This is a genomic window from Cobetia sp. D5, assembly GCF_035666195.1.
GTDB classification, from domain to species: domain Bacteria; phylum Pseudomonadota; class Gammaproteobacteria; order Pseudomonadales; family Halomonadaceae; genus Cobetia; species Cobetia amphilecti.
On the sequence record NZ_CP142020.1, the window covers coordinates 2694583 to 2719477 of the forward strand.

General features: G+C 60.2%; 20 protein-coding genes. 9 read left to right on the forward strand and 11 right to left on the reverse strand.

Translation table 11 applies throughout. The features are described 5' to 3' along the window. Positions 1-11: 11 nt before the first annotated feature. The 5 genes from urtE to urtA form a co-directional block, all read right to left on the reverse strand. Positions 12-761, reverse strand: a complete 750-nt coding sequence (gene urtE / locus U0O11_RS11190) for an urea ABC transporter ATP-binding subunit UrtE (protein ID WP_324692522.1) — start codon at positions 759-761, stop codon at positions 12-14. A 47-nt stretch (positions 762-808) separates the two neighbouring features. After that, a complete protein-coding gene (urtD, locus tag U0O11_RS11195) occupies positions 809-1636 on the reverse strand; it encodes an urea ABC transporter ATP-binding protein UrtD (protein WP_175089551.1) in 828 nt (275 codons plus the stop codon). Continuing rightward, positions 1633-2814: an urea ABC transporter permease subunit UrtC gene (gene urtC / locus U0O11_RS11200; protein ID WP_324690055.1), complete on the reverse strand. Its 1182-nt coding sequence runs from the start codon at positions 2812-2814 to the stop codon at positions 1633-1635. Before urtC ends, urtD begins: the two co-directional genes overlap by 4 nt. A gap of 3 nt (positions 2815-2817) precedes the next feature. Then, a complete protein-coding gene (gene urtB, locus U0O11_RS11205; RefSeq protein WP_240548591.1) occupies positions 2818-4470 on the reverse strand; it encodes an urea ABC transporter permease subunit UrtB in 1653 nt (550 codons plus the stop codon). A gap of 135 nt (positions 4471-4605) precedes the next feature. Continuing rightward, positions 4606-5880 carry an urea ABC transporter substrate-binding protein gene (gene urtA / locus U0O11_RS11210; RefSeq protein ID WP_324692523.1) on the reverse strand — a complete coding sequence of 425 codons (1275 nt, stop codon included), beginning with the start codon at positions 5878-5880 and terminating at the stop codon, positions 4606-4608. A gap of 661 nt (positions 5881-6541) precedes the next feature. On the opposite strand from urtA, the gene U0O11_RS11215 reads away from it, so the two are divergent. The 4 genes from U0O11_RS11215 to U0O11_RS11230 all read left to right on the forward strand — a co-directional run bounded on the left by U0O11_RS11215 (position 6542) and on the right by U0O11_RS11230 (position 13596). Beyond that, positions 6542-7534 (forward strand): site-specific integrase, encoded by a 993-nt coding sequence (locus U0O11_RS11215; RefSeq protein WP_324690059.1) that lies wholly within the window; start codon positions 6542-6544, stop codon positions 7532-7534. Positions 7535-7649: 115 nt separating this feature from the next. Beyond that, on the forward strand, positions 7650-8462 hold the full coding sequence (locus U0O11_RS11220; protein ID WP_324690061.1) for a hypothetical protein: 813 nt from the start codon (positions 7650-7652) through the stop codon (positions 8460-8462). After that, positions 8459-10900, forward strand: coding sequence for a hypothetical protein (locus U0O11_RS11225; RefSeq protein WP_324690063.1), 2442 nt, complete (start codon positions 8459-8461; stop codon positions 10898-10900). Before U0O11_RS11220 ends, U0O11_RS11225 begins: the two co-directional genes overlap by 4 nt. After that, positions 10897-13596: a hypothetical protein gene (locus U0O11_RS11230; protein ID WP_324690065.1), complete on the forward strand. Its 2700-nt coding sequence runs from the start codon at positions 10897-10899 to the stop codon at positions 13594-13596. Before U0O11_RS11225 ends, U0O11_RS11230 begins: the two co-directional genes overlap by 4 nt. 115 nt (positions 13597-13711) lie before the next feature. On the opposite strand, the gene U0O11_RS11235 is transcribed toward U0O11_RS11230, so the two are convergent. The 6 genes from U0O11_RS11235 to U0O11_RS11260 all read right to left on the reverse strand — a co-directional run bounded on the left by U0O11_RS11235 (position 13712) and on the right by U0O11_RS11260 (position 21005). Further along, positions 13712-14107: a RidA family protein gene (locus U0O11_RS11235; protein WP_324690067.1), complete on the reverse strand. Its 396-nt coding sequence runs from the start codon at positions 14105-14107 to the stop codon at positions 13712-13714. Between the two features lie 98 nt (positions 14108-14205). After that, positions 14206-14994: a DUF3726 domain-containing protein gene (locus tag U0O11_RS11240; protein WP_107336417.1), complete on the reverse strand. Its 789-nt coding sequence runs from the start codon at positions 14992-14994 to the stop codon at positions 14206-14208. After that, positions 14991-16790, reverse strand: a complete 1800-nt coding sequence (locus U0O11_RS11245) for a hypothetical protein (RefSeq protein WP_324690070.1) — start codon at positions 16788-16790, stop codon at positions 14991-14993. Before U0O11_RS11245 ends, U0O11_RS11240 begins: the two co-directional genes overlap by 4 nt. A gap of 1 nt (position 16791) precedes the next feature. Further along, a complete protein-coding gene (locus U0O11_RS11250; RefSeq protein ID WP_324690072.1) occupies positions 16792-18408 on the reverse strand; it encodes a BCCT family transporter in 1617 nt (538 codons plus the stop codon). 119 nt (positions 18409-18527) lie between these two features. Further along, entirely contained in the window at positions 18528-19529 is a 1002-nt protein-coding gene (locus U0O11_RS11255; protein ID WP_303592670.1) for a dipeptidase, read from the reverse strand. A 9-nt stretch (positions 19530-19538) separates the two neighbouring features. Next, on the reverse strand, positions 19539-21005 hold the full coding sequence (locus U0O11_RS11260) for an aldehyde dehydrogenase family protein (RefSeq protein ID WP_324690073.1): 1467 nt from the start codon (positions 21003-21005) through the stop codon (positions 19539-19541). A 114-nt stretch (positions 21006-21119) separates the two neighbouring features. Here U0O11_RS11260 and U0O11_RS11265 point away from each other — a divergent pair, with 114 nt between their 5' ends. The 5 genes from U0O11_RS11265 to U0O11_RS11285 all read left to right on the forward strand — a co-directional run bounded on the left by U0O11_RS11265 (position 21120) and on the right by U0O11_RS11285 (position 24808). Next, on the forward strand, positions 21120-22001 hold the full coding sequence (locus U0O11_RS11265; protein WP_213115084.1) for a LysR family transcriptional regulator: 882 nt from the start codon (positions 21120-21122) through the stop codon (positions 21999-22001). 154 nt (positions 22002-22155) lie between these two features. Continuing rightward, positions 22156-22620 (forward strand): methylenetetrahydrofolate reductase C-terminal domain-containing protein, encoded by a 465-nt coding sequence (locus U0O11_RS11270; RefSeq protein ID WP_077373944.1) that lies wholly within the window; start codon positions 22156-22158, stop codon positions 22618-22620. After that, entirely contained in the window at positions 22617-23621 is a 1005-nt protein-coding gene (locus U0O11_RS11275; protein ID WP_324690078.1) for a methylenetetrahydrofolate reductase, read from the forward strand. Before U0O11_RS11270 ends, U0O11_RS11275 begins: the two co-directional genes overlap by 4 nt. Before the next feature lie 273 nt (positions 23622-23894). Beyond that, entirely contained in the window at positions 23895-24347 is a 453-nt protein-coding gene (gene parS / locus U0O11_RS11280; protein ID WP_324690079.1) for a type II RES/Xre toxin-antitoxin system antitoxin, read from the forward strand. Next, positions 24344-24808 carry an RES family NAD+ phosphorylase gene (locus tag U0O11_RS11285; RefSeq protein ID WP_082388599.1) on the forward strand — a complete coding sequence of 155 codons (465 nt, stop codon included), beginning with the start codon at positions 24344-24346 and terminating at the stop codon, positions 24806-24808. Before parS ends, U0O11_RS11285 begins: the two co-directional genes overlap by 4 nt. Positions 24809-24895 lie beyond the last annotated feature (87 nt).

The following is a 24895-nucleotide window of genomic DNA, read 5'->3' on the forward strand; positions in this document are numbered from 1 at the left end:
GCACCGGATCGTCATACGGTCAGGTGCTGCTTGATCAGTTCATCGGACAGCGCCGCGATATCGCCTTCGGCTACCCGCCGGCCGCGATCCATGATCACGAAGCGATCAGCGTACTTGCGCGCGAAGGGCAGCTTCTGCTCGACCAGCAGTACCGTCAGGCCGTCTTCCTTGATCAGGCGGCGGATGACCTCGCCTATCTGGGCGACGATGTTGGGCTGGATGCCCTCACCGGGCTCATCGAGAATCAACAGGCGCGGTTCGATCACCAGCGCGCGACCGATGGCGAGCTGTTGCTGCTGACCACCGGACAGGTCGCCCCCGCGGCGGTGACGCATCTCCTTGAGCACGGGAAACAGCTCATAGATGCGCTCGGGAATCTGGCGCAGACCATCGCGGCGCACGGCAAGCCCGGTGCGCAGATTCTCTTCCACCGTCATCATCGGGAAGATCTGCCGCCCCTGGGGGACGTAGCCGACCCCCAGGCGGGCGCGCTCCTCGAGCTTGCGCCGCGTCAGATCAAGCGGCTCATTGCTACTGACATCGCGACCGGAATCGCTACCACTGGCATCGCCATCGGCGCGGTACAGAAGCTTGCCGTCACGGACGCTCTCCTCGCCCATGATGCATTTCATCAGCGTGGTCTTGCCGACGCCGTTGCGGCCCATCACGCAGGTGCATTGCCCAACGGGAATCTCCAGCGTCAGGTCCCACAGCGTATGGCTTTCCCCATAGAACTGGTTGAGCGTGTCGATGGTCAGCAGCGGCGACTCGCCGCCCGGCATCGGTGCCTTGGTGTTCAGCGCTTGCGTCATCCGTCACTCTCTCCCAGGTAGACCTCGACGACTTTCGGGTCGCTCGATACCGCATCCATGCTGCCTTCCGCCAATACCGCGCCCTGATGCAACACCGTGACCTTGCGCGCGATGGAGCGCACGAAGCCCATGTCGTGCTCGACCACCACCACCGACTGGCGTCCCGCCAAGCTGGTCAGCAGCTCCGCGGTGCGCTCCATCTCCTGCTCGGTCATGCCGGCCACCGGCTCGTCGACCAGCAGCAGCCGCGGCTTCTGCATCAGCAGCATGCCGATCTCCAGCCACTGCTTCTGGCCGTGGGACAGGATGCCCGCCTCGCGCGCATGCCACTCCTTGAGGTGAATCGTCTCGAGCACTTCCTCGATCCTGGCGCGGGTCTCACCGCTCATGCGCGCGGCCAGCGTCGGAAAGATGCGCTTGTCGGTGGCCATGGCCAGTTCGAGATTCTCGAACACGCTGAGCGCCTCGAAGACGGTGGGCTTCTGGAACTTGCGCCCGATGCCCAGGGTGGCGATCTCGGGCTCACTCATGCGCAGCAGATCGTGCCGGCTGCCGAACCACACCGAGCCACTGTCGGGGCGCGTCTTGCCGGTGATGATGTCCATCATCGTGGTCTTGCCCGCGCCATTGGGGCCGATGATGCAGCGCAGCTCGCCATCGTCGATGGTCAGGTTGAGGTCATTGATCGCCTTGAAGCCATCGAAGCTGACACTGACATCCTCCAGATAGAGGATCGGCCCGTGGGTCACGTCCACCGGCGAGATGCGCGGAGTCAGGAAGTCGAACACGCGGTCACGCGTGGCCATCTCTTTCAACAGGCTCATGCGGTGGCCTCCTCGATGGGACGGGAACCGGATGCCGATTCGGACGGCGGTTCGCTCTTCGCGTTGGACGACTGCGAGCGTCTGCCCCAGCCACGCTGGGCGAACAGGCCAGCGATGCCCTTGGGCAACAGCACGGTGACCAGCACGAACAGACCACCAAGGGCGAACAGCCAGGCGTCCGGCATGATGCCGGTGAATACCGTCTTGGCGTAGTTGACGATCAGCGCGCCCAGCACGGCGCCGTAGAGCGTCGCGCGGCCACCGAGCGCCACCCACACCACCACCTCGATGGAGAACAGCGGCGAGAACTCGCCGGGATTGATGATGCCGACCTGCGGCACGTACAGCGCACCCGCGACCCCGGCCAGCATCGCCGAGACCACGAAGATGAACAGCTGGACACGTTCGACGCGGTAACCCAGAAAGCGCGTGCGCGCCTCGGCGTCGCGACAGGCGATGCTCAGCCGCCCCAGCTTGGAGCCGACGATGCCACGACACAGCAGATAGCCGAGCCCCAGCGCCACGCCACTGGCGATGAACAGCGCGATGCGCACCGCATCCGTGCGCAGATCGAAGCCGAGAATGTCCTTGAAGTCGGTCAGGCCGTTGTTGCCACCGAAGCCCATCTCGTTGCGGAAGAACGCCAGCATCAAGGCGAAGGTCAGCGCCTGGGTGATGATCGAGAGATAGACACCGGTGACGCGGGAGCGGAAGGCGAGGAAGCCGAACACCAGCGCCAGCAGCCCCGGCGCCAGCAGCACCATCAGGAAGGCGAAGGCCGGCATGTCGAAGCCCTGCCAGAACCACGGCAGCTCCTGCCAGTTGAGAAAGACCATGAAGTCCGGCAGTTCCGGATTGCCATAGACGCCGCGGTCACCGATCTCGCGCATCAGATACATGCCCATGGCGTAACCGCCCAGCGCGAAGAAGGCGCCGTGGCCCAGGCTGAGAATGCCCAGGTAGCCCCAGACGAGATCCACCGCGACCGCCAGCAGCGCATAGCACAGGTACTTGCCCAGCAGGGTGACGGTGAAGGTGCTGACATGCAGCGGATGCCCCTCGGGCAGCAGCACATGCAGCAGCGTGATCGCGAGCACCGACAGCGTCAGCACCGCGAGGAAGATCTGGGTGGAGCGCTCCGTGAAGGGGCGCGCCAGCCAGGAACGTGAATCAGGCATGGATCAACCCTCCGCGGCGCGGCCCTTCTGCGGGAAGAGTCCCCGCGGGCGCTTTTGAATGAACAGGATGATGAAGACCAGCACCACGATCTTGGCGAGAACCGCACCCGCCCAGGGCTCGAGGAACTGATTGAGCAGCCCCAGCGACATGCCGGCCACCAGCGTGCCCCACAGATTGCCGACCCCGCCGAACACCACGACCATGAAGGAGTCGATGATGTAGTTCTGGCCCAGGTTCGGCCCGACGTTGGTGATCTGGGAGAGCGCGACACCGGCCAGGCCGGCAACGCCGGAGCCCAGCGCGAAGGTCATGATGTCGACACGGGTTGCCTTGATGCCCATCGAGCGCGCCATGGCACGGTTCTGGGTCACCGCACGTACTTCAAGGCCGAGACGGGTGCGGCGCATGATCAGCATCAGACCGGCGAACACGAACAGCGCGAAGCCGATGATGTAGAGGCGATTGAGCGTCAGTGACAGCGCCTCGTTGATCATCAGCGAGCCACTCATCCACTCCGGCGTGACCACGATGCGATTCAAGGGCGAGATGGTGGTACGCACCAGCTGCTGCAGGATCAGGCTGATGCCGAAGGTGGCCAGCAAGGTCTCCAGCGGACGCCCCTTGAGGTGCTGGATGACGCTGCGCTCGATGATGATGCCCACCGCCGCCGCGACCAGAAAGCCCGCCGGAATCGACAGCAGCAGCGCCAGCCCCGGCTGCCCGGGCAGCAGCTGCTGCATGCCCCAGGTGGTGTAGGCGCCCAGCATGATCAGTTCGCCATGCGCCATGTTGATCACGCCCATGACACCGAAGGTGATGGCAAGCCCGATGGCGGCCAGCACCAGTACCGAGCCCAGCGAGAGGCCGAAGTAGAGCGTCTCGAGCCCGCTGTTGAGCTGAAGCTTCTGCTCGATACCGGCCAGCGCCACCTTGGCGGCCTGGGCCAGCTGCGGATCATCACTCGCCGCGGCGCCATTGATGGCAGCGATCGCGGCGGCGTTCAGGCTGCCGGACAGTGTGTCCAGCGCTGCGGGGTCGCCAGTGGCTTCCAGCTGCTGGATGGCGAGCGCTTCCTCGAGAGTGGCGCGGATAGCGTCATCGCCTTCCTGCTCGATCAGGCTCGGCAACCGCTCGGCCATGGCCTCATCGACACTGCCGCGCAGGCCGCGCGCCGCCGCGAGTCTGACCTCGGCATCCGGCGAAGACAGGTCGATCATCGAGAGCACGCCATCGATATGCCCACGCAGCGAGTTGTTGCTGCGCAGTGTCTTGAGGTCGCGGCGCGAGACCTTGCCCGCCGACTCTCCCGACAGGGCGTCGGAGACGGCCCACTCACGGCCGCGATTGTTGTCGATGATCAAGAAGCGCTCGGCGTCCTTGAGGCGAGCCAGCTTGCTGGCGGAAAAGGCTTCCAGCCAGCCACGCGCACGCGCATCGCCGCTCATGGCGATCTCATCGATCACGGCCGGCTTGACCGGGTTGCGTGCCTCGGCAAGCCGGGTCAACAGGGATTGGGCAGCGCCATCGGACAGGCGCGCAGACTGGCCAGTCGCGGACTCGGACTGGGCAGCGGCAAACAGGGGGAATGACAAAAGACAGACCAGCAGCATCCACTGCCAGCACCCGCGGTACATCGTTGCAACGGAGATAGACATCAAGAAGGCCATCCATGGTGAACGCGCAAAGGCGTCATCAGTCTCCGAGGGCATCGCGGCTTCGGAGACTGACACTCAACGAGGCGGCATGCAGGTGAGCCAGCACGCCGCCTCGCTCTCAGAACGTGCTACGCATCATTGCGCCGCAACGCTCTGTTGAGCCCCACAGGAATGGGTCACGACATTGTAGTTGCCGCATTCCATCGGCTTGCGCCAGTCACTGATCAGGTCTTTGGAACCTTCCAGATAGTCCGACCAGGCATCGCCTGCCACGGTGGATGGGGTCTGCCAGACGACGGAGAACTGACCGTTGTCCTGGATCTCGCCGATCAGCACCGGCTTGGTGATGTGATGGTTGGGCATCATGGTGGCGTAGCCGCCGGTCAGGTTGGGCACCGAGACACCGATGATGGCGTCCTTGACCGCATCGACCTCGACGCTGCCGGCCTTGCGAGCGGCTTCCATCCACATGTTGAAGCCGATGTAGTGGGCTTCCATCGGGTCGTTGGTGACCGCATCTTCCTTGCCGGTGTAATTGATCCACTCATCGATGAAGTCGTAGTTGGTGTCGCTGTCCACGCTCATGAAGTAGTTCCAGGCGGCCAGGTGGCCGACCAGCGGCGCGGTATCGATGCCCGAGAGCTCCTGCTCGCCCACCGAGAAGGCCACCACCGGGATGTCCTCGGCATTGATGCCCTGGTTGGCCAGCTCACGATAGAACGGCACGTTGGCATCGCCATTGATGGTGGACACCACGGCCGTCTTGTTGCCGGCACTGCCGAAGGACTTGATGTCCGAGACGATGGACTGCCAGTTGGAATGGCCGAAGGGGGTGTAATTGACCATCACATCCTCGTCCGCCACGCCCTTCGACTTGAGGTAGGCGGCCAGGATCTTGTTGGTGGTACGCGGATAGACATAATCCGTGCCCGCCAGCACCCAGCGCTCCACGCCCACGTCGTTCATCAGGTAATCCACTGCCGGAATCGCCTGCTGATTGGGCGCCGCTCCGGTGTAGAAGACGTTCTCCGAGGACTCCTCGCCCTCATACTGCACCGGATAGAACAGCAGACCGTTGAGCTCCTCGACCACCGGCAGCACTGACTTGCGCGAGACGGACGTCCAATTGCCGAAGATCACGTCGACCTTGTCCTGCGCCAGCAGCTCACGCGCCTTCTCGGCGAACAGCGGCCAGTTGGAGGCCGGGTCGACCACGACAGGCTCCAGCTTGCGTCCCAGCAGTCCGCCCTCCTCGTTCTGTTTTTCGATCAGCATCAGCATGGTGTCTTTCAGGGTCGATTCACTGATCGCCATGGTGCCGGACAGCGAATGCAGGATGCCGACCTTGATCGGCCCTTCTTCTGCCTGGGCGACATTGGCCAGCGAGAAACCGACACAGGCGGATAGCATTGCGGCAGCGATTTTCTTGTTCACGACATTCCCTCGTATCTTGTTGTACTTGTTATCCCTCCTCGTGTAGTGCAATCGATATGCCAATCAATGGCATAAGGCCGACTTGCTTAGTACATTCCACCGCCACCACTATTTTTCGTTAGAGACTTAAATATTCTGAGCGCACCAATCAGGTGCATAGGAAAATATATCTCTTTCCATGCGCACCAACCTGGTGATCTTTCGCAATTTTCTTGTCTGTGCTCTGCCACATGGCGAGTTGAAATCCTTCTTCTAAGTGCTGTGTCGTTTACTGGTGCAGTCCTACCTAACGACACATCGAACACAGGTGATATGTCATGCCAGTCATACTTCCCTCACCTGTGTTATCTCGTTCCCCTCGAACAAGAGTGGCACCTGTTATATAGACTGCAGGATTACAGCCATCGGCCCACTGAAAATTGCCTTCCCAGCTTCACGAAGCTCGATAGCGTGGGAGTTGCCTGCAAGCGACTCCGCAGGACAAGAGGCGCCACCGAACCGGCGTCAGATACTGCCTGCTAATCGAGGTACTTCATGATCATCCCACTGCCATGTATTCCTTCACTCTTCGGTGTAAAGCGAACACCCTCAATGTGTCTTCCTTCCTTCTGCTCAGCCACATCGCAAGGAGGAAATCATGTCGCCTAAGAAGAAGGCCGCAGGCCTGCCCACCGATGTGTCGTCATGGTCCGACATGGAAGATAGCCATGCACTGACAGGCGATATGGAATTGTCACGCGCTGCCAGACGATTGCTGTCTGACAGCATGGCCAAGAACACGATTCTGGCATTCCGATCAGATATTCGAGGCTTCTTGAAAGCCGGCTACTCACTCCCCGCCACTGCCCAGCAAGTTGCCAATTATCTGGCCGAGTTGCATATCAAAGGCCGCAAGCCTGCCACGATTTCCCGCCATGCCAGCTCGCTGGGCACCTGGCATGTTTACATGCAGTTGCCCTCTCCCACCCTGAGCCTGGAAGTGAAGGGCGTATTGAAGGGGATTCATCGCAAGAGTGATGGACGGCAACGTCAAGCGCCCGCATTGCGACTCCATCATTTACAACAGCTGCTGAATGCGCTGGATCTCGAGTCACCGCGGGATTTACGTAATGCCAGCATGTTCTGTCTGTGTTTCTACGGAGCGTTTCGCTCCAGTGAGGTGGTCGCACTCTACAGGGAGGATATCGAGTGGCGTGATGGCGGTATCGTGATCACGTTGCGCCACAGTAAAACCAATCAAAGCGGACGGATCGAGCAAAAGACGCTTCCCCGTAATCCTGCGGGCGGTCGTTGCTGTCCGGTGAGTCTGCTGGAAGCCTGGTTGGAGCGGAGCGGTATTCAGCGAGGTGCCTTATATCGATCCATTGATCAGGGAGGCGGGCTGGGAGCCGGCAGAATGCATCCCGTCACCTTCAGCAACCTTCTCAAACAGGCGCTCATACGGGCGGGTCTAGCAGAGGAAGGCTTCACGACCCACAGCTTCCGTGCTGGCTTCATTACCGAAGCACATCTCCGCGGGAAGAGCGACCAACAGATAAAGCGCATCAGCGGACACCGGGACCAGAAAACCTTCGAACGCTACATTCGCATGGCGGATGACATGCATGCCCCGGGCAACGACATCTTTTGATAGCTCGCACTCTGATAAGCGCTGCCAAGGACGGCAGCACTTCCATGGACACCAATGAGGTGATATTTATCCTACTATAAGGATGAGTTAATCAATAAGACACTAGGGAGGGATCATGACCGATACCTACGCCCCACTACCTGAGGCTGAGTTTGTCATCTCAGGCAAGTTACGGAGTCGTTCACGACGCTCCCTTGGCGATCTCATCCACCTTCCCCCCTCGCGCAAAGGCACAACGATATCTCACAAGCGTGTTCTGCTCCGGCACCTACCCATCGTGCTTGTCAGTGCTCAGGGCCATGCTGAGTTGCTCAACAATGGGACGCTCTTGCGCCAATTAAGTGGACTCACTCTCGAGAACTTCCATTCCATTCAGGTTTTCGAGGTGGACCGGCAAACCCTCACCTATGAGGAGCTGGAGGTGTTGCGCTACCTGTCAGAGGTACTGCCCCAGGAGCTTTTCAATACCTCACACGTGATGGACGCCCGAGCCTTCATCAAGCAGCTCAACGAAAAGCCTGGACTGGAAGAGAAACTGGCTCACATCGTATTCGGGTTATCGAAACCCACCCTGGATATCAAGAGCCTCATGATCTTGACCCAAGGACGCTGGGCCAAGAGTACGCTGCAACGCGCTCATAGCCCGAAAGGGCAGCGTAGTCCCGACGATGAGCCCGTGGTGTCAGAGTCACCCTCTACCGCGACAAGACGGGAGAACGAGGCACAAAAGGAGGCACCCCCCTCTGCGACTATCACTCCCCCAGCGTCTAAGCCGACAACGCCGCCCCGATGGCAAAAAGCGCTGAGCACACCCCCGGACACAGCGAATCCCGCCCCCTCACCGACTTGCAAGCCTCAGGTGACCAACCAGAAGATAGGCGATCTGTTTGACGATCAGCAGGACGACACAGAGAGCTCCTCGTCATGACGCATGACACTCCCGAGAGCAAGACGTGGCTCCCCGAGACAATACTCCGCCAATGGGCAGATCAACTGGGTGACCAAGTATTGTCAGCTTCAGAGGAAAGGCACTTATGGCCGTTTCTTCAGCGCAACCTCCCCCCCTGTAGCCAAGCGGACCTCTGGATATCCGCTCAGATTCATGCGCAGGATGAGAACGATCCTGAATTGCTTGACCTCATCAGCAAGCTCCTGAGACTTCTCCCACTTGAGCCGGGCCCTTTACAGACAATACGTCAGAGCCATCCCTTACATAGTCACCTGACCTTTCCCGATAAATTCGGCCCCACCATGGTGCGAACAGATATCGCAACTCAGGCATCACAGATTGCACGCCACGGTACAGCCTCAACACCCTACCTCGCATTCTTGCCAAACAATGGCGAGCAGTCTCCCATTGAGCACAATCGACGATTGATTCGCCTCGCCCTGCGCGACATGGCGGGTTACCACTCAGGCCCTCTTGTCGATCCCAGTATCTATTACCAACATCTGTCGACGTTACGCATCGCATTGAGGTACATGTTGCCACGTTGGCAGCACCCGATCGTATGGAGTCATTCTGCCAGTCTCTCGTTGCTCAGTGCCTGGAAAAGCATGCCCTGGCTGGCGAACGATAAGTCGAAGCTTTATAACCGTTTGAATCGAGCCTATGAACTGCTCTCCGGTAATCCAGCCCTTGGAACTCGACGCGCGCGCTACACGAAAAGAAGCCCGCAACGCTCTGTCTTTTTTCAAGACACTTTCAAGCACAACTTCTCGCCCGTTGCCTCCAGCCCGGAACTACCTGAGACACTCGATGCACCACTGCGCCCGGACGGGGACGAGGATGCCAGCCTCGAACGAGACAGCGTCTCACACCAGCAAGAAGAGGAAGCCCCCTTCTATCGCAAGGGAGACAGCCTGCTGACACCGGAAGATTGCAGGGTAATCGCTCGCAAGCGTCAACAAACCTCTATCGCGCAGAGCCTGGGGAGTCTGTCGACTTTCGCCACGACTCAGGGGCAGATCCGCAGGATACTGGCATTACCTCTGCCGCCTGATGCCAAACTGCTGGTGCAGCTTGTACTCGCGACTGGTATTGCCCCCGTGCGTCTCAGCCAGATGCGTGTGACGGATGTAGCGCAGGAAGCGCTGCTCCGCACTACGGCGGTATCGCGTGGTCAACCGCTGCAGTGGGTTGCTGAAAGCAGGACACTCTACGTCCCCGTCATTCATGCACCGTCAGGCAGTCCACCACTCTCTCTACGACTACCGAACACCCTCGCGGTATCACTCAATCAATTGAGTGATGCGACAACTCAGCCTCTGATAAAGACCCTGACGCTGCTCAATCGCCAGCTGGTGCAACACATGAGGTCAGACACTGGCACCACCCCCACGGCTCAGCGCGTTGTCAGAGCCGCGCGGCATCAGATTCTCGGCATGGCGAAGACGGATATCGAAGCAGAGTGGCTTAACGGGGAACTCAGTCTGAAAACGGCAGCGCCTGCCGCTTACCGCAAGATGCCCATGCGTGAGCTACAGCGGCTCATGAACGCGTCGCTTGAATGGTGGGGAATCGCAACACCAAAGAAAGCGGTTGCACTTCCCAATGAGACACAAGCCATCACGGCCTTGGGCTCGAGCGTGACACTGACGCTCCATAGGGCCAGAGAGGCACTGAAGGGCTTGTATGATCTGGTGCAAGCTGGCCTTTCTGACTTCCCCAAAGCCGCCCGTACGCAAAGTCATTCGCAAGATGTCTGCTCGGCCTTGATCGAACTCAATAGCGCCCTTTGTTGCTACACGCTCCTGGGCGTTCAGCTCACAGCAGGACTGCGCCCGATAGGCCCCACTACGCGAATGTCTCGGCGTGGACGTCTGCTTTGGGTCGCTGACAAGGATTCGGGGCACTACAGAGAAAGCCGGGTGATCCCGCTACCTCTCCCGGTTTGCCAGAACCTCGATACCCTAGAGGCGTGGCAGACCGCCTGGCGTCAAAACTGGCCACGAAAGGGAAAGACTTGGCTGTCATGGCCTGAAAACGAGGAGGCACTGGCCATGTGGTGGTCGAGGCGCAGGGCGAGCCTCAACCTGACAGCAAAGCCTTTCCGACAGACCTACATGCGAGACTGGATCAGCGCACGCCATCAGGCACCGCAGCTGACCACATCATCACGCAGTGCACTCGATACCCTGCTGGCACTGCCCGATAACGCCCCGCGTCATTTCGTCGCCCAGACACTTGATGGCCGAATGAAAGCGAACACGCTGGATATGCTGCTGGGCCATGTCAAACGCGGCCAGCAGCGTCACGCCCCCTATGCCAGCAACCTCTGCCTACCACCCGAGATGCAACGCCTCTTGGGGGGCTTGTCAGAGGAGTTGAGGATAAGGGTACTACCTCTCAAGGATTTGCCATGAGCGGAGACTGGATATTTTCCATTGCTCGTGAAAAGGATGCTCCAGTAACCCGATTACTGACCCGTCCCGATCCTGACTTGCACCTAAAGTTCATGAAAACCCACCACATGCAGGAGCTTTGGCGGCGATGGGAGGAGCGCCGACTTGATCGAGTCAAGGGCAGGCAGCGCCAGCAAAGCCTGCACCTTCTGTATTGGCTCGAGCGTCACGCCAAGCGCGAACCAGCCAACGATGTACCAGCAGAGGCCGGGAGCATTACGCTGGCACTCGACTACACGCAAGCCGAAGCCATGGTCGAGGAACTGATGCGGTGGAGAAGCGTGCACCATCGTCGCCCGATAGGGCGTCGCGAAGCCTACGGCGTCATCGGCCACTTTCTGGAGGAGGTCAATCAAAGCCCGGGAGTCCTGGCGATGCTGCCACAGTGGCCCACGCTAGCCAGGCGCAAAAGCGTGCTGCCAATGGATGCGAAGGCACTGGCCAGCACGGCAAGGGTCTTGCCGATCATCCGCGAGCTACGTCGTTCCGGCGCTGACTTTCCCCTGCTACGCGCTGCCGTAGAGCTCGGCGTGCGTGCAGGGCTGGGGCAGCAAGTTATTCTGGTCACATTGGCCTGCCTCACGCGCCGTCACTTCGAGGGTGATCGAAATACCCCTAATGAGTGGGTCTGGATCCCTGCTCACTCGACCCCACCACGGATCATGTCGTCTCACCTGACGGCCTACCGTCTGCCATTGGAGTCGACACTGGCGACAGCATTCAAGACACTGAGAGCCAAGAAACCCGCCGCCGCCAAGGACAAATGGTTACTGGCCGAGAGGCCGGAAGACGAACCTCTCTCGATTACCGAGCGGATTCGCAGCGTCAAGGGTCGCATGAGACAGGAGCTGGCGTCCCTGGTCACCACACTGCCCCTGACGATCGAGGAACGCCGGACGCTAAAACTAACGACTCTGTTGAGAGCATTGCCCCATGCCGCAGTACTAGGAGGGTTGCCAGGCTATTGGGTGAGTCAGTTCAGTCGCTATCCGATTCCCTACAGTAGCGCCCAAGGGCTTTATGAGCCCCACTCGTATTTCGCTCGGCTGGAGGCCCCTCCTCCCAGCCCCGTCATGGCGGCTCATTCCATCGACCGCCAGCATGAGCCTGTGGCGAATGACGACAAGATGAGCACCGTGGATCTTTTCGCAGCCGAGGCGTCAGAAACGAAGGCTCCATATCCCCCAACCGTGCTGACACAACCTCCGGGGCAGCGCTTGATTAGCGGAGCTTTCTGGTCAATTGACTGGCTTCCTTCTGCAAGACGTATCATCAAGCAATGGATCGGTGTCATTTCCTCTGATTATCTGCGCAAGACAAGCGACGAGAAGGTCAGAGGGCGCCTGGAGGCTCTGTTACTCGAGACAAGCAGGCGTCTCACCAAACTCATGGGTATCCGCCATAGCTATCCGGCCATGGTGCTCTATTGGCTCCACGATCTGCGCGTGACTCGCATGCTTCGCGTCAGCTCATTGCACACCTACCTGTCTCGCAGCTTGCCGATGGCGATGGCGGACTACGCCTTGTCGATCGATATCCAGGAATGGGACAACGACAGTGCTCAGGAAATGTGCTGGTGTGTGCCACACGATATGGGCTGGTCTGCCAGCACGACACAGAGCTTTCTTGGCAATATGGGGCAACTCATCCGCTTCATGCACAGTATGGGAGTACTGCTGGACGTCGAGCCCCCGATATCAGGCAACAATAAAGCTCCCAGCGCCAAACGAATTCATTTCGCCACCCTGAGACAGATGGAAAAGGTACGGGGCCATCTTCTCTCCAAGCCCGATACAACGCCTGACAGCACCATGCAATGGCTCAGCATCGCCCTTGGCTTTCACGGGGGGATGCGCGCCAGCGAAGTCTGCGCCCTGACGCTACGAGACATTCGCATCGAATGTCCTCAGGGAACCTTCTCGCTCGAGCACTGGTTGGAGGATCAATGCCCGGCCACCCCCTTACCGGCGCTATCTGACACAGAGCTCTCACCTCCTGCATCGCATGAGATGGAGACCATTCGCGAGGCGTTGAGTGAGCAGCTGAGTTCATTGCCAGAGATTGAGTGCCGCGTTTATATTCGTGGCGGAAAGACCCCTGCGGCACGGCGCGTACTGCCGCTGCACCTTCTGACGTCCTTAGAGGATATTCAGTTGTTGGCAGCGTGGTGGATTTATCGGCGGCGATGTTTCCCCACTTCAGCCCTCTCTGACATCGCTTTGTTCGGCCCGAGCGACAGCGGTCTGGCCTTCAATCACGCCGGCCTGATCACCCCAGCGATCGACGCCATGAGAGGTGTGGTGGGAAACGCTATCGACTTTCACTCGTTGCGTCACGCTGCCGTCAGTTGGTGGCTGATCCGACTTGAAGCAGCGCAAAATCGAGACATTCTCGATGACTTGCAGGAGCACGGCTCCTGGGGCTTGCAAAAAGCGCCCCTGAAACGCTTTCTTGAGGGAGTTCAGGGCTATGCCGGGGAAGATAGCCGGGAACGTGGCATGTTGCTGTATCAACTCGCCATCTGGATCGGCCACCGCACACCGGAGCAGACATTGACACACTATGCCCATAGCCTGGAGTACCTGCATCGTCAGGCCATGCGGCGCGCCAGTAAGTACACCCAGGCGATTACGCCCTGGTCAGCCCCAGTGCAATGAACTCAGGCGCCCATCAATGACTAGATAGGCACCTGGCGTGAACGCGCGCGGGTGATCTCGGAACGCTTATTCTTTGAGCGATGGTATCCGGCTGATCAATCTTACAGAGGGGGCTCTACGCAGAGCTGCCTCTATCGCCTTCCAATGCGGCGTAGGCGACCATCTCGACCAGCATCTCTTCACGTGCAAACCCGGAGACGATGATGGCAGCCCGATTGGGATAGGGCTCACGCACATATTCTGCATAGAGGCTATTCACTGTCGCCAGGTGCTCGCGATCAGTCACATAGATCAGCACCTGAGTCAGCGAAGAGGCGTCACCACCGACGCATTCCAGGGTATGAATCAGATTATCCAGCGTCTGGCGGGTCTGGGCAGCAATCCCGCCCTCCACGACATTGCCGGCGGCATCGATTGGAATCTGGGCAGTGAACAGGATGCCATTGCCGACACTCGCCCATGACAGGGGCGCACGAGAGGCAAACAGATCAGTCTTGACGGGATGAACCATGGGTATTCCTCGAGAATCTTTCGATGGGCGCACTCCATGACCCGCCGACGCAAGAGCGGCGAATCATGGAGTTCTGGGGCGTATTGAGACGCGAAAGGTCAGTCGTTGTCGGTGGAACCGGCGCCGGCACCGCTGCGAGAGTCTTCCGTTGCCTCGACCAACAGGCGTGTCGAGAGTGCTTTCAGGCGTGACCAGAGCTCGTCATCCACCTCGATGCCTTCCTGCATGGCACGTTGGCGACAGGCGAGCAGCTTCGACTCTTCATGACAGGCCAGCAGGTCGACGTCATAGTCGGAGCGAAGGGATGGCAGCAGATCGACATGGTTGGCCATCACCAGCGTGATGCCATCATTGGGCTCATTCTCTTCTGGCACTTCACGCACCGCGTAGACCCGTATCTCGGGGACCGAGCTGTTGGCCCTGAAGCCCACGACCTGCTCGATCATGGGGCAGCCGACCGCCTCGTCCACGTCCTGGGCGTTGCGCCAGAAGGCGGTGACATTCATGCCGCGCCCCGCAAGGCGCGCCAGATAACCCATGATCAGCTGCCGATTGTGGCAATGCTGGATCTTGATGACGGCGAGGCCACGCGCACGTGCCTTGGCGAAGCCGAGTTCCAGCGCCAGCGATGAGCTCTTCAATACGCTGTGACCGTGGCTGTCGAGTACCGCGAGGTCGCCATCGGCATAGACGATCTCCGGCGGACGCTCATCGGTATCCTCCAGCAAGAAACGCAGTCCGCGATTGAGCGCCGCCAGCCCTTCCAGCTCATAGAGCTGCATCCAGGCCACCATGTCGGCGGCATCACCGGCGTCACCGTCTTCAAAGCCCATCGCCTGAAAGGCCTTGCGACACAGTCCGTGAAGCTCGTTGTAGGAGACCTTCATGACATTCCTCCCACTGTCGTGGTCTTGCCCTGCCGAGGGTCGGCGTTCATCTCTGGCAGCACCGTGTGCGCAATCTGCGGAGCCAGCGGGAAGCTCCAATCATCAAATGCGACAGGGTCCTGCGGTTCGGCGTTGAGTTCCTCCACCAGCGGAGCTCCCTGGAAGAGCGTGATTCGCACCCAACGATCAGACTTGGGATCGAAACGACTGGCACCGAAGAACGACAGCTTGGTCCGCAACAGGTGCATGGGCTTCATGTCGCGCGCCCACAGGTTGGCGCGTATCTCGCCGAAAGAGGTGCTGGCCATGCTCTGAATGCGGCGAACGATATCCTTGTGGCGCGGGCAATGGATCAGGAATTCCACCACCAAGGCACGAGGGTGATCTTCCAGGTACTGACTGATCGCCGCATGGGTATCCGCGACACGCGGGGCAATCGCCAGCTTCATTTCCTTGTCGGCACCCGCTTCCCTGTCGCGGACTCCCAAGCGGGGCTCCTCCTTCTCTACCGAGCGATACCAGAACCAGTGGCGATTCTCGGCGAGTGAAAAATCGACGCGCAACGCCCAGTCGTAGTGCGTTTCGATCACCTGCTTGAGGTGAACCAGCGGCATGTCAGGGGTCAGTTCCAGGCTTTCCTCCACCGCCATCAGGTCCTCATAGCGGTCGACGATACTCGGGTACAGTTCCAGTAGCAGAGTATTTACCAGCTCCTGAGCCTCGAGCCCATGCTGCTGGTAACTCCAGTCGATCAGCTCTTGCCAGAGCTCCGGCGACAGCGGCACGAGTTCGAGCCAGGTCATCAGCTCAGGCAACGACGCCACCGTGGCCTGGTTGCGCAGGGTCTGCTCGTGATCGTCCGTGACCGTCTGGCGCAGATGAGTCTCGGCGCGCTTGAGGAGTGCCAGCAGACGTGAACGCTCCTGCTCTCCCGGTGCCTGTGCCGTCACCTCGGCAAGCGCCAGTTCTCGGCTTTCCACCCAGCGCTGTACCAGCTGCGGATGATTGATCAGGAACGGCGCCATCCCGAGGCCGGTGGAGTTGCCGATGCCCAGATAGCGCTTCAATGAGGTTGCCAGAGGTGCGGCGGTCTCGGGTGCCTGGGCACGGGCCATGTGCTCTATCTGCTGGATCGAGAAGTGACGCAGCAGATAGACGCCCAGCATCTGGGCAGAAAATGGCCGATGGAAATCCGCGTTGTCCTTGAGACGGTCATAATCCGCGATGCCGAACTTGCCATTACCGTAGACGGCCGTGGTCCGATACAGATAGCCGACCCGGGTCAGCCACTCAGGATCAGGTTGCTGGCCTGCACTCAGTGCCTCCAGGAAGCTTGCGAAGTTACGCAAGCTGCGATTGGCACGCGAAAGGACCAGCAGTCTCGGGTGCTGGCGCCCGGCTTCCTGCAACGGCACATTGGCCGCCATCTGCTCGAGAAGCGCATCATCCACATCCCCCTCCACTACGCCGAAGGTGACATCCCAGGCCTCGGCAATGACGCGGTCAGAGCGTGCGGAATCCTCAAGCGCCTGAGAAAATATGACGCCGTGATAACGCTTGCCGGGCGTCTGCAGGCAGTAGATCGCCACCCCGTGACCGAGGGCATCCAGTTCGAATCGGGTCGTGGTGATCTTCCATTTTTCATGTGCCATCTGGCGCACCAGACTTCTCACGAAACTCAGGCGACTGGCATGCAGGCTGCCGAGACGCTCCAGCTGCATCACATCGTCCGGTGCCCGCAGTCGCAGACGTTGCTCGGTGGATGAGAGGCGCGCGCCCTGGTGATTGCGAGACATATCAACGCTCTCCTGCGTCTTCCGGGGCCGGCATGGCTGGCCGCTGGCTGGTGATTCCCTGCGCACGTGCCATCGCGAAGGCTGATTGAGGTCCTGTCCACAAGGAGGGCAGCAGCACCAGCGAGACAGGGATGGCCGTGATGACGATGAACTGCTGAAGCGCACTGATCTGACCGGCCCCCATATAGAGGAGTATCGCAGCCATCAACGCCATGCTGATGCCCCAGAAGGCACGCACCAGCGGGCTGGGGTCATCGTGTCCGGCACTGACGACAGCGATCGCGTAGCTCATAGAGTCACCGGTGGTGGCGACGAAGATGGTGGTCAGCGTTAGGATGGCAGCTGCCATTGCGGTTCCGCCGGGCAATGCCTGCGCCACGGTGAGGGTCGCGACATCGAACTGGAAGTTGTTGAGCGCTTCGGTGAGGTCGATCACGCCGGTGAACTGATAGAAGATGCCCGCCCCGCCCAGCAGGGTGAACCAGACGGCGGTGGCCAGTGGCGCCAGCACGGCAACGGTCAGGATCATCTGACGGATGGTTCTGCCCTTGGAGATGCGCGCCACGAAGATCGCCATCAGCGGGCCATAGCCGAGGAACCAGGCAAAGAAGAATACGGTCCACCACTGCATCCACCAGTCTGGAGCGCTCTGTGCCGTCATGGTCGACATGGTGAAGAACGAGCTCAGATACTCGCCAAAGCCCTGGGTGAAGGCATTGACCATGAACAGGGTCGGCCCGAAGACGAAGATTACCGCTGCCACGCCCAGCGCCAGGAAGACGTTGAAGCGCGACATGATCTGGATGCCCTTGTCGATGCCGGTCACGGCCGAGGTGACGTAGATCACCCCGAGCACTACCAGCACGCTCAGCTGCGTCGAATAGTCATTGGTCACGCCAAAGAGCTCATGCAGGCCAAAACTGACCTGGGTGGCCAGAAAACCGATGGGGCCCACCGTTCCTGCCACCACGGCGATGACGCACATGGCATCCACCACGCCGCCCAGCTTGCCCTTCATGATCTTCTCGCCGAATACGGGATACAGCAGCGTTCTCGGCTGCAGGGGCTGGCCCTTGTCGTAATGGGCATGCGCCAGCACGATGGCGGTCAGGCTGCCCAGAATGGCCCAGGCAAGAAAGCCCCAGTGCATGAAGGATTGCGCCAGTGCAGGCGCGATGGCGTTCGCAGTGCCCGGCTCGGTATCAAAGGCAGGCGGCGTCACCAGGAAGTGGTACACCGGTTCGCCGGCAGCGAAGAAGACCCCACCTCCCGCCAGCAAGGTGCACATGATGATCGACACCCACTTGAAGGTGGATAGCTCAGGCGTTCGCGTGCCACCGATACGGGCACTGGCCGCAGGCGTCGCGGTCAGCCCCAGGGCAATGAAGAAGGTGAGCAGCAACAGAATCTGGAAGTAGCTGCCCAGTGTTCTGGCGGTCCAGGCAAAGCCGGCACTGATGGCGTGCGCGACCCCTTCAAGATCAAACAGGGACAGGCCGACGAACAGCAGTATGAAGCCGATGCTGCAGGTCAGAACGACAGGGTCACCAAAGCGGTACTGACCTTGTGGTAACGCATCCGACGTGGCAGACGTCGTGGTCTTGCGAGATGAAGTCATGTGGCATTCCTCTGACGAGCTCTCGTCATTGGCAGGCATTTATTATGGTTGTTGGTTGCCGAGCGATACCCTGAGGATTCCTGGCTCGGCACAGGTGCCATGGCATAGCGTTACGGCGATCAGGCGGGCGCGGTCTCCTGACGGGTCGCGGCGCGCTCGAGGAGCGCGACCCAGTTCTTGCCCATGATGCCGGCCACTTCGTCCTCGGACATGCCGACCTTGCGCAGACCGGCAATCAGGTTGGGGAAGTCACGACTGTCTCGCAGCCAGGACAGCGGACGCGGCCAGTCAGCGTTGCTGGCACTGCCTTCACCGTAATCCATGTCCTTGGACCAGCGACCATTGCGCATCCACTCCAGAATGGACACCGGCTGGTTCTGGCACAGGTCGGTGCCAATCCCCAGGTGCTCGACGCCCATCAGGTCTGCGGTTCTGGCGATCATTTCGCAGTATTCGGTCAGGGTACAGTCGGAGCCATTGCGCAGATGGAAGGGATACGCCGAGAACCCCAGCAGGCCATCACTCTCCGCGATGGCCTTGAGCACCTTGTCGGACTTGTTGCGCTTTGCCGGATGGAAGCTTTCCGGGTTGGCGTGGGAAATGATCACGGGGCGCTCGGATATCTCGATCGCCTCGAGCGTGGAACGCTCTGCGCTGTGCGACATGTCGATGACCATGCCGACGCGATTCATCTCACGGATCACCTGGCGTCCGAAGCGTGTGATCCCGCTGTCTTCCGCCTCATAACACCCGCAGGCCAGCAGACTCTGGTTGTTGTAGGTCAGCTGCATGATCATCAACCCGAGGTCACGCATCACCTCGACCATGTCGATATCGTCCTCGATGGGGGAGCAGTTCTGCGCCCCCAGGATGATGCCGACACGCCCGCTGGCCTGCGCAACCGCGATGTCCTGCGGCACATGCACGGGCATGATCAGATCAGGCCAGGCCTCGAAACGGCGATTCCACTCGCCAAGACGCGACAACGTCTCTCGCGTCGTCTCGTGGTACACGAGGGTGGCGTGTACGGCGTCCAGCCCACCTTCACGCATCTGTTCAAATATCTCGCGTGACCAGTTGGAATACTGCAGGCCATCGATCGTCAGCATTGTCTTTGACATGGGGCCTCCTCACGCCTTGATGTAGCAGGTCTTCACGATGGTGTAGAACTCGCGCGCGTATCGCCCCTGCTCACGAGGCCCGAAGCTTGAAGCCTTACGTCCGCCAAAGGGCACGTGGTAATCCGTCCCCGCAGTCGGCAGATTGACCATCACGCAGCCAGTCTCGGCACGCGCCTTAAAGCTGCTGGCCAGTTTCAGGGAATTGGTGATGATGCCCGCCGTGAGCCCGAAGTGCGTGTCATTGAGTACATTGATGGCCTCTTCTGCGTCGCTCACCTTGATGACACAGGCGATGGGACCGAAGATCTCCTCGCGATTGATGGCCATGTCGTTGCTGGTATTTACCAGCAGCGCCGGACTCATGAAGTAGCCGTCGGTAGCGCACTCCACACGCTCGCCGCCGCAGACCAACGTTGCCCCCTCTTGCTGTGCGCGCTGCACCCAGGACAGATTTGACTCGAGCTGTCTGGCATCGACAGCAGGCCCCATGTGCACGCCCTCTTCCAACGCGTGGCCGACACATACCTGAGACAGGCGCTGAGTCAGCTTTTCCACGAACTCGTCATGGACCGATTCCATCACGATCAACCGCGAAGATGCCGTGCATTTCTGGCCAGTGCCTGAGTAGGCACCATTGAAGGCTGCCTCGACGGCCAGCTCCATGTCGGCATCATCGGCGATGATCAGGGCGTTCTTGGAGCCCATCTCCAGCTGGCACTTGACCAGATTGGCGGCAGTGGCCGCCGCCACTCGGCGACCCACTTCCAGAGAGCCGGTGAAGGACAGGGCATGAATGTCGGGGCTGGAGATCAGTTCATCCCCGATGCTGCTGCCCGGGCCCATCACCAGATTGAAAGTGCCTGCCGGGAGTGACTGGCGATGAATGATTTCGGTCAGCGCCCATGCGCTTGCAGGGACCAGATTGGCCGGCTTGAAGACGACCGAGTTGCCGAAGGCCAGCGCAGGGGCAATCTTCCAGACCGCTGTCGCCATCGGGAAATTCCAGGGGCTAATCACACCGACGACACCGACAGGCTCCCGACGGACCTCGACCTCAACGCCAGGACGTACCGAGTCTGCGCGTTCATCAATCTGACGCAGCACTTCAGCGCCGTAGTAATGGAAGAACTGCCCGGAGCGATGTACCTCACCCACTCCCTCCGCCAGGGTCTTGCCCTCTTCACGCGCCAGCAGCTCACCCAGCTCCGCCTTGCGGGCGATCAGCTCATCGCCGATGGCCATCAACACGGAATAACGTTGCTCGAGACCCGACTGGGCCCATTGTGCCTGGCCACGCTTGGCCGCCTGGATGGCATCGGCAACCTGATCGACACTGGCCTGCGCATATTGGCCGATGACATCACGGGTATCGGACGGATTGAGATTGGCGATGCTGCCCTGACCTGCGACCCACTGACCATCGATGTAGAGATCGTGAACAGCGGCGTGAGTGGCGGTAGTGGTGTGGTGTGACATGTGAACCTCCTTGAACGCGGTGACAACAGACTAGGAGGACCAGTGGGATAAAGATAATCAATAATAAATACTCTATGATAAGTTTCTCTTACCACCTTGAAGAGGATCGACGCGATGGTCGCAGAGCTGAAGATCACGCCACTGCGTTATGTACTGGCAGTGGTAGATCACGGCGGTTTTCACGCTGCCTCTCGTTATCTGCATCGCACCCAGCCTGCCCTGTCGATGGCCATCCGCGAGCTGGAAAACCGCCTGGGGGAGGCACTGTTCGAAAAGGGTGCCAAGGCGACCCTGACGCCCTATGGCAGCTACTGCGTGCCACGCTTTCGAGAGCTGATCAATCAGCATGATCGTCTGAGCCGGGAGCTACAGGCGCGCGCCGCCAAGGAAGCAGGCCAACTGGACATGGCAGTGGTGCCGTCAGTGGCCAGCCGACTGATGCCGAAACTGCTCTCCGAGTTCGTCAGCCGCTATCCGGGTATCAAGGTCGGTCTCCACGATGGCAACGCCGATTTCGTTCGCGAGCAGGTCATCAGCGGTCAGGTCGACATCGGCATCACCAGCCTGTGGGGGTTGGAGGAAGAATTGCTCTTTCATCCGTTGTTTCATGACGAAGTCGGTGTGGTCTGCCGTGACGATCACCCCCTGGCCGAGCGCCAGACTCTGACATGGCAAGCACTGGAGACAGAATCTCTGATCGGCAATGGCACCTCGCGGCTGTTACAGGGCACGGCGGCCGAGTCACTGCTCGAGATGCATGCCTTGTATATCTCCAACATGATTTCGTTGACCGCCACGCTGGTCGCCGGGATGGGGGTCACGACGCTGCCCCGCCTGGCGTTTCCGCAGGAATATGAGCGCCTGCGGTTCATTGAGCTCGCTGAACCGCGGGTCAGTCGCGAAGTGGGCCTGATTCGCCGCAAGGGAGCCAGCTTGTCGCCGGCGGCGCAGGCCATGGAGAGCTTCATCATTGAAAGCCTCGCCGCCGAGCAATGAGCCCTTCATGCCCCGTCGCCGGATCCTTGGCCCGCGCCTTTCGATAGTGACGCTGTCGCCCACGGGATGTCGGCTCGGGTAGCGGCCATGCGAAGATAGCGCTCCGAAACGCCCAGGGCGTTACCCCCCCGCCAGGTTTTGACAGGAGGCATGCGTGTATTCGATTCGTCTGTGGGCCGCACGTCACGCACGACTGCTGGAGCTCACCTATCAGGCCGTCGAGCCGGTGATCATCAAACTGCAGCCGTTGTGGAAGTCCGTCGGTTACGCACGCGCCGAGAAGCCCGTCGCCAGGCTGGAGCAAGCCTGCAAGGGCTTGCTATTTGACTGTCAGATGTGTGGCCAGTGCATTTTGAGTTCGACCGGCATGTCCTGCTCAATGAACTGCCCCAAGCACCTGCGCAACGGCCCCTGCGGCGGTGTCATGCAGAATGGCAACTGTGAAGTCGAACCGGACACGCGCTGTGTCTGGGTGGAAGCCTGGGAAGGCAGCCAGCGGATGAAGGACAACGACGCGATCCAGATCGTGCAGTTGCCGGTGGACCATCGCCTGCAGGGCACCTCATCTTGGCTGCGCGTGGCTCGGCAAGCCGCTGAACGCCGAGAGAGCCTGAAATGACCTCCAGACTCACTATCCCGGACAACACCCAACCGCCACCTACCGAGCGCGATAGCAACGTCGGTCACCTGGAGAGAGTGCTTCGCAGCGGTCAGTTTGCCGTCACCGCCGAGCTGGCACCGCCCGACTCGGCCGATCCACAGGAAGTGCATGCGCGCGCGCAGTTGTTTGCCGGCCATGTGGATGCCATGAACGCCACCGATGGCTCGGGTGCCAACTGCCATATGTCGAGCGTGGCGATGTGTGCCCTGCTGGCCCGCGAAGGCCATGAGACGGTGATGCAGATCTCGTGTCGTGACAGAAACCGCATCGCCATCCAGGGCGATGTACTGGGGGCTGCGGCGCTGGGCATCCGCAACCTGCTGTGTCTGACCGGGGATGGCGTGCAGGTCGGGGATCACCCCGAGGCCAAGCCGGTGTTCGATCTCGACTCCCTGTCGCTGCTGGAAATCGTCGCCGGGCTGCGTGACAAGCACGCCTTCGCAAGCGGCCGAGCACTGACCTCAGCGCCCCAGGTATTTCTGGGCGCAGCCGCCAATCCCTTCGCCCCGCCCTTCGCGTTTCGCCCTCACCGCCTGGCCAAGAAAATTGCCGCCGGCGCCCAATTCATCCAGACACAGTACTGTTTCGACCTGCCGCGCTTTCAGGACTTCATGCATCGTGCCCGTGATCTGGGCCTGCTGGAGAAATGCTTCATCCTGCCCGGCGTCGGCCCGCTGGCCTCGGCACGCACCGCCGAGTGGATGCGCCGCCATGTTCCTGGCGTGCATATCCCGGATGACGTACTCAAGCGCTTGAAAGGGGCCAGGGATCAGAAGGCGGAAGGCCGAGACCTCTGCATCGAGATGATCCAGCAGTTACGTGAGATAGAAGGTGTGAGCGGCGTACATATCATGGCGCATCGTCAGGAAGCCTTCGTGCCCGAAATCATCCAGCGCGCGGGCATTCCAGGGGCGCGCATGCCATGGACACCCGAACCTCGCCCAACTCCTTTTTCGTAAACCCGCTAGGCTCTGACTCATAGCGTCACACTTCAGGAAGCAACGACAGAGTGATGACCAACAACGAGAGTGATATCCGCTCGGGCACTCTTGCCGATATCACGCGGGCGTTGGCGAGGCCGGTGGCGGCGTTTGTGTTCTTCTGTCTGATGCCGGTTCAGGTTTGGCCTACGGCCGGTACTACCTCAGGAAGCCGACAAACGGTACGAGATACTGGCAAATGAATCATCTGATACCCTGAAGAGGTATCAGGTGAAGTCACGGGAGAGAGCTATGCAAGCCACTATCAAAGAGTATCGCCCAAAACCAGCCGCTCGGAAGGACGACTTCTGGAGGGCTCTGGGTCTTCCCTCGCGTGGAGCCAAGCTGCATGAAGCGCTGAGTGCCGGCATCTCGTACAAAGTCTATACCAAGCTCACTGAGATCTCCGGGCTTGAGAGCAAGGAGTTGGCACGGTATGTGGTCATTCCTCCGGCAACCCTGAAGCGTCGTGCCGATACTGGCTACTTCAAACCTGCCGAGGGCGATCGGCTTTACCGTTTCGCTGAGGTGTACAAGAGCGCGGTGGACCTGTTCGAAGGCGACAAGGCGAAGGCGAAAGAATGGTTGCTCAGCCCCGTGCGTGGGCTGGGGGGCCGTCGACCGGTCGAGATGGTGGCTACCACTGCTGGCGCCGAAGCCGTTCTAGATCTGATCGGCCGGCTTGAGCATGGCGTCTTTGCATGACTGTGGTGCGCGGTTATCGGCTCGTTAAGCGGAAGTGGCTAAAGACAGCCTTTGATGGGGAAGGGGCTCGGCTGTACGGCGGGCGCTGGAACAGCAAAGGCAAGGCCTGTGTGTACCTCGCGAGCACAGAGTCATTGGCCATGCTCGAGGTGATGGTTCACCTGGAAGACAATCAGCTACTGAAGGAGTATGCGCTCCTGGAGGTGACATTCCGGGAGGAGGTGCTAATGCAGCTCCCGGAGGACGTTCTGCCAGCAGATTGGCGAGCTGAACCGGCGCCACCCTCCACAGCCGAGATCGGGGACGACTGGCTTGAGGGACAGTCGAGCCTAGTTCTGGCGGTTCCGAGTGTGGTCGCGCCCCGAGAAACGAACTACCTCGTTAATCCAGAGCACCCCGCTTTTCTGGCGCTGGCCCAGGGTGCCGAAGAGGTCGATTTCACTCCAGATCGTCGCCTGTAGTGCCCGCTCCTCCGTGTCAGCGCTTCCCTTGGACCGGGAAAGCCGTGTGTTGCCCTTTCTTTCTGTCAGGAGCGCTATTGCCTCGCT

Excerpts from the sequence above, each read along its gene's own strand:
- U0O11_RS11265 (WP_213115084.1), top strand. The coding sequence starts at position 21,120 with ATGGTCGCAGAGCTGAAGATCACGCCACTGCGTTATGTACTGGCAGTG.
- U0O11_RS11245 (WP_324690070.1), bottom strand. The coding sequence starts at position 16,790 with ATGTCTCGCAATCACCAGGGCGCGCGCCTCTCATCCACCGAGCAACGT.
- U0O11_RS11240 (WP_107336417.1), bottom strand. The coding sequence starts at position 14,994 with ATGAAGGTCTCCTACAACGAGCTTCACGGACTGTGTCGCAAGGCCTTT.
- U0O11_RS11225 (WP_324690063.1), top strand. The coding sequence starts at position 8,459 with ATGACGCATGACACTCCCGAGAGCAAGACGTGGCTCCCCGAGACAATA.
- U0O11_RS11275 (WP_324690078.1), top strand. The coding sequence starts at position 22,617 with ATGACCTCCAGACTCACTATCCCGGACAACACCCAACCGCCACCTACC.
- U0O11_RS11235 (WP_324690067.1), bottom strand. The coding sequence starts at position 14,107 with ATGGTTCATCCCGTCAAGACTGATCTGTTTGCCTCTCGTGCGCCCCTG.
- U0O11_RS11220 (WP_324690061.1), top strand. The coding sequence starts at position 7,650 with ATGACCGATACCTACGCCCCACTACCTGAGGCTGAGTTTGTCATCTCA.
- urtA (WP_324692523.1), bottom strand. The coding sequence starts at position 5,880 with ATGCTATCCGCCTGTGTCGGTTTCTCGCTGGCCAATGTCGCCCAGGCA.
- U0O11_RS11255 (WP_303592670.1), bottom strand. The coding sequence starts at position 19,529 with ATGTCAAAGACAATGCTGACGATCGATGGCCTGCAGTATTCCAACTGG.
- U0O11_RS11250 (WP_324690072.1), bottom strand. The coding sequence starts at position 18,408 with ATGACTTCATCTCGCAAGACCACGACGTCTGCCACGTCGGATGCGTTA.
- U0O11_RS11260 (WP_324690073.1), bottom strand. The coding sequence starts at position 21,005 with ATGTCACACCACACCACTACCGCCACTCACGCCGCTGTTCACGATCTC.
- U0O11_RS11230 (WP_324690065.1), top strand. The coding sequence starts at position 10,897 with ATGAGCGGAGACTGGATATTTTCCATTGCTCGTGAAAAGGATGCTCCA.
- U0O11_RS11215 (WP_324690059.1), top strand. The coding sequence starts at position 6,542 with ATGTCGCCTAAGAAGAAGGCCGCAGGCCTGCCCACCGATGTGTCGTCA.
- urtB (WP_240548591.1), bottom strand. The coding sequence starts at position 4,470 with ATGTCTATCTCCGTTGCAACGATGTACCGCGGGTGCTGGCAGTGGATG.
- U0O11_RS11285 (WP_082388599.1), top strand. The coding sequence starts at position 24,344 with ATGACTGTGGTGCGCGGTTATCGGCTCGTTAAGCGGAAGTGGCTAAAG.
- parS (WP_324690079.1), top strand. The coding sequence starts at position 23,895 with ATGCAAGCCACTATCAAAGAGTATCGCCCAAAACCAGCCGCTCGGAAG.
- urtC (WP_324690055.1), bottom strand. The coding sequence starts at position 2,814 with ATGCCTGATTCACGTTCCTGGCTGGCGCGCCCCTTCACGGAGCGCTCC.
- urtD (WP_175089551.1), bottom strand. The coding sequence starts at position 1,636 with ATGAGCCTGTTGAAAGAGATGGCCACGCGTGACCGCGTGTTCGACTTC.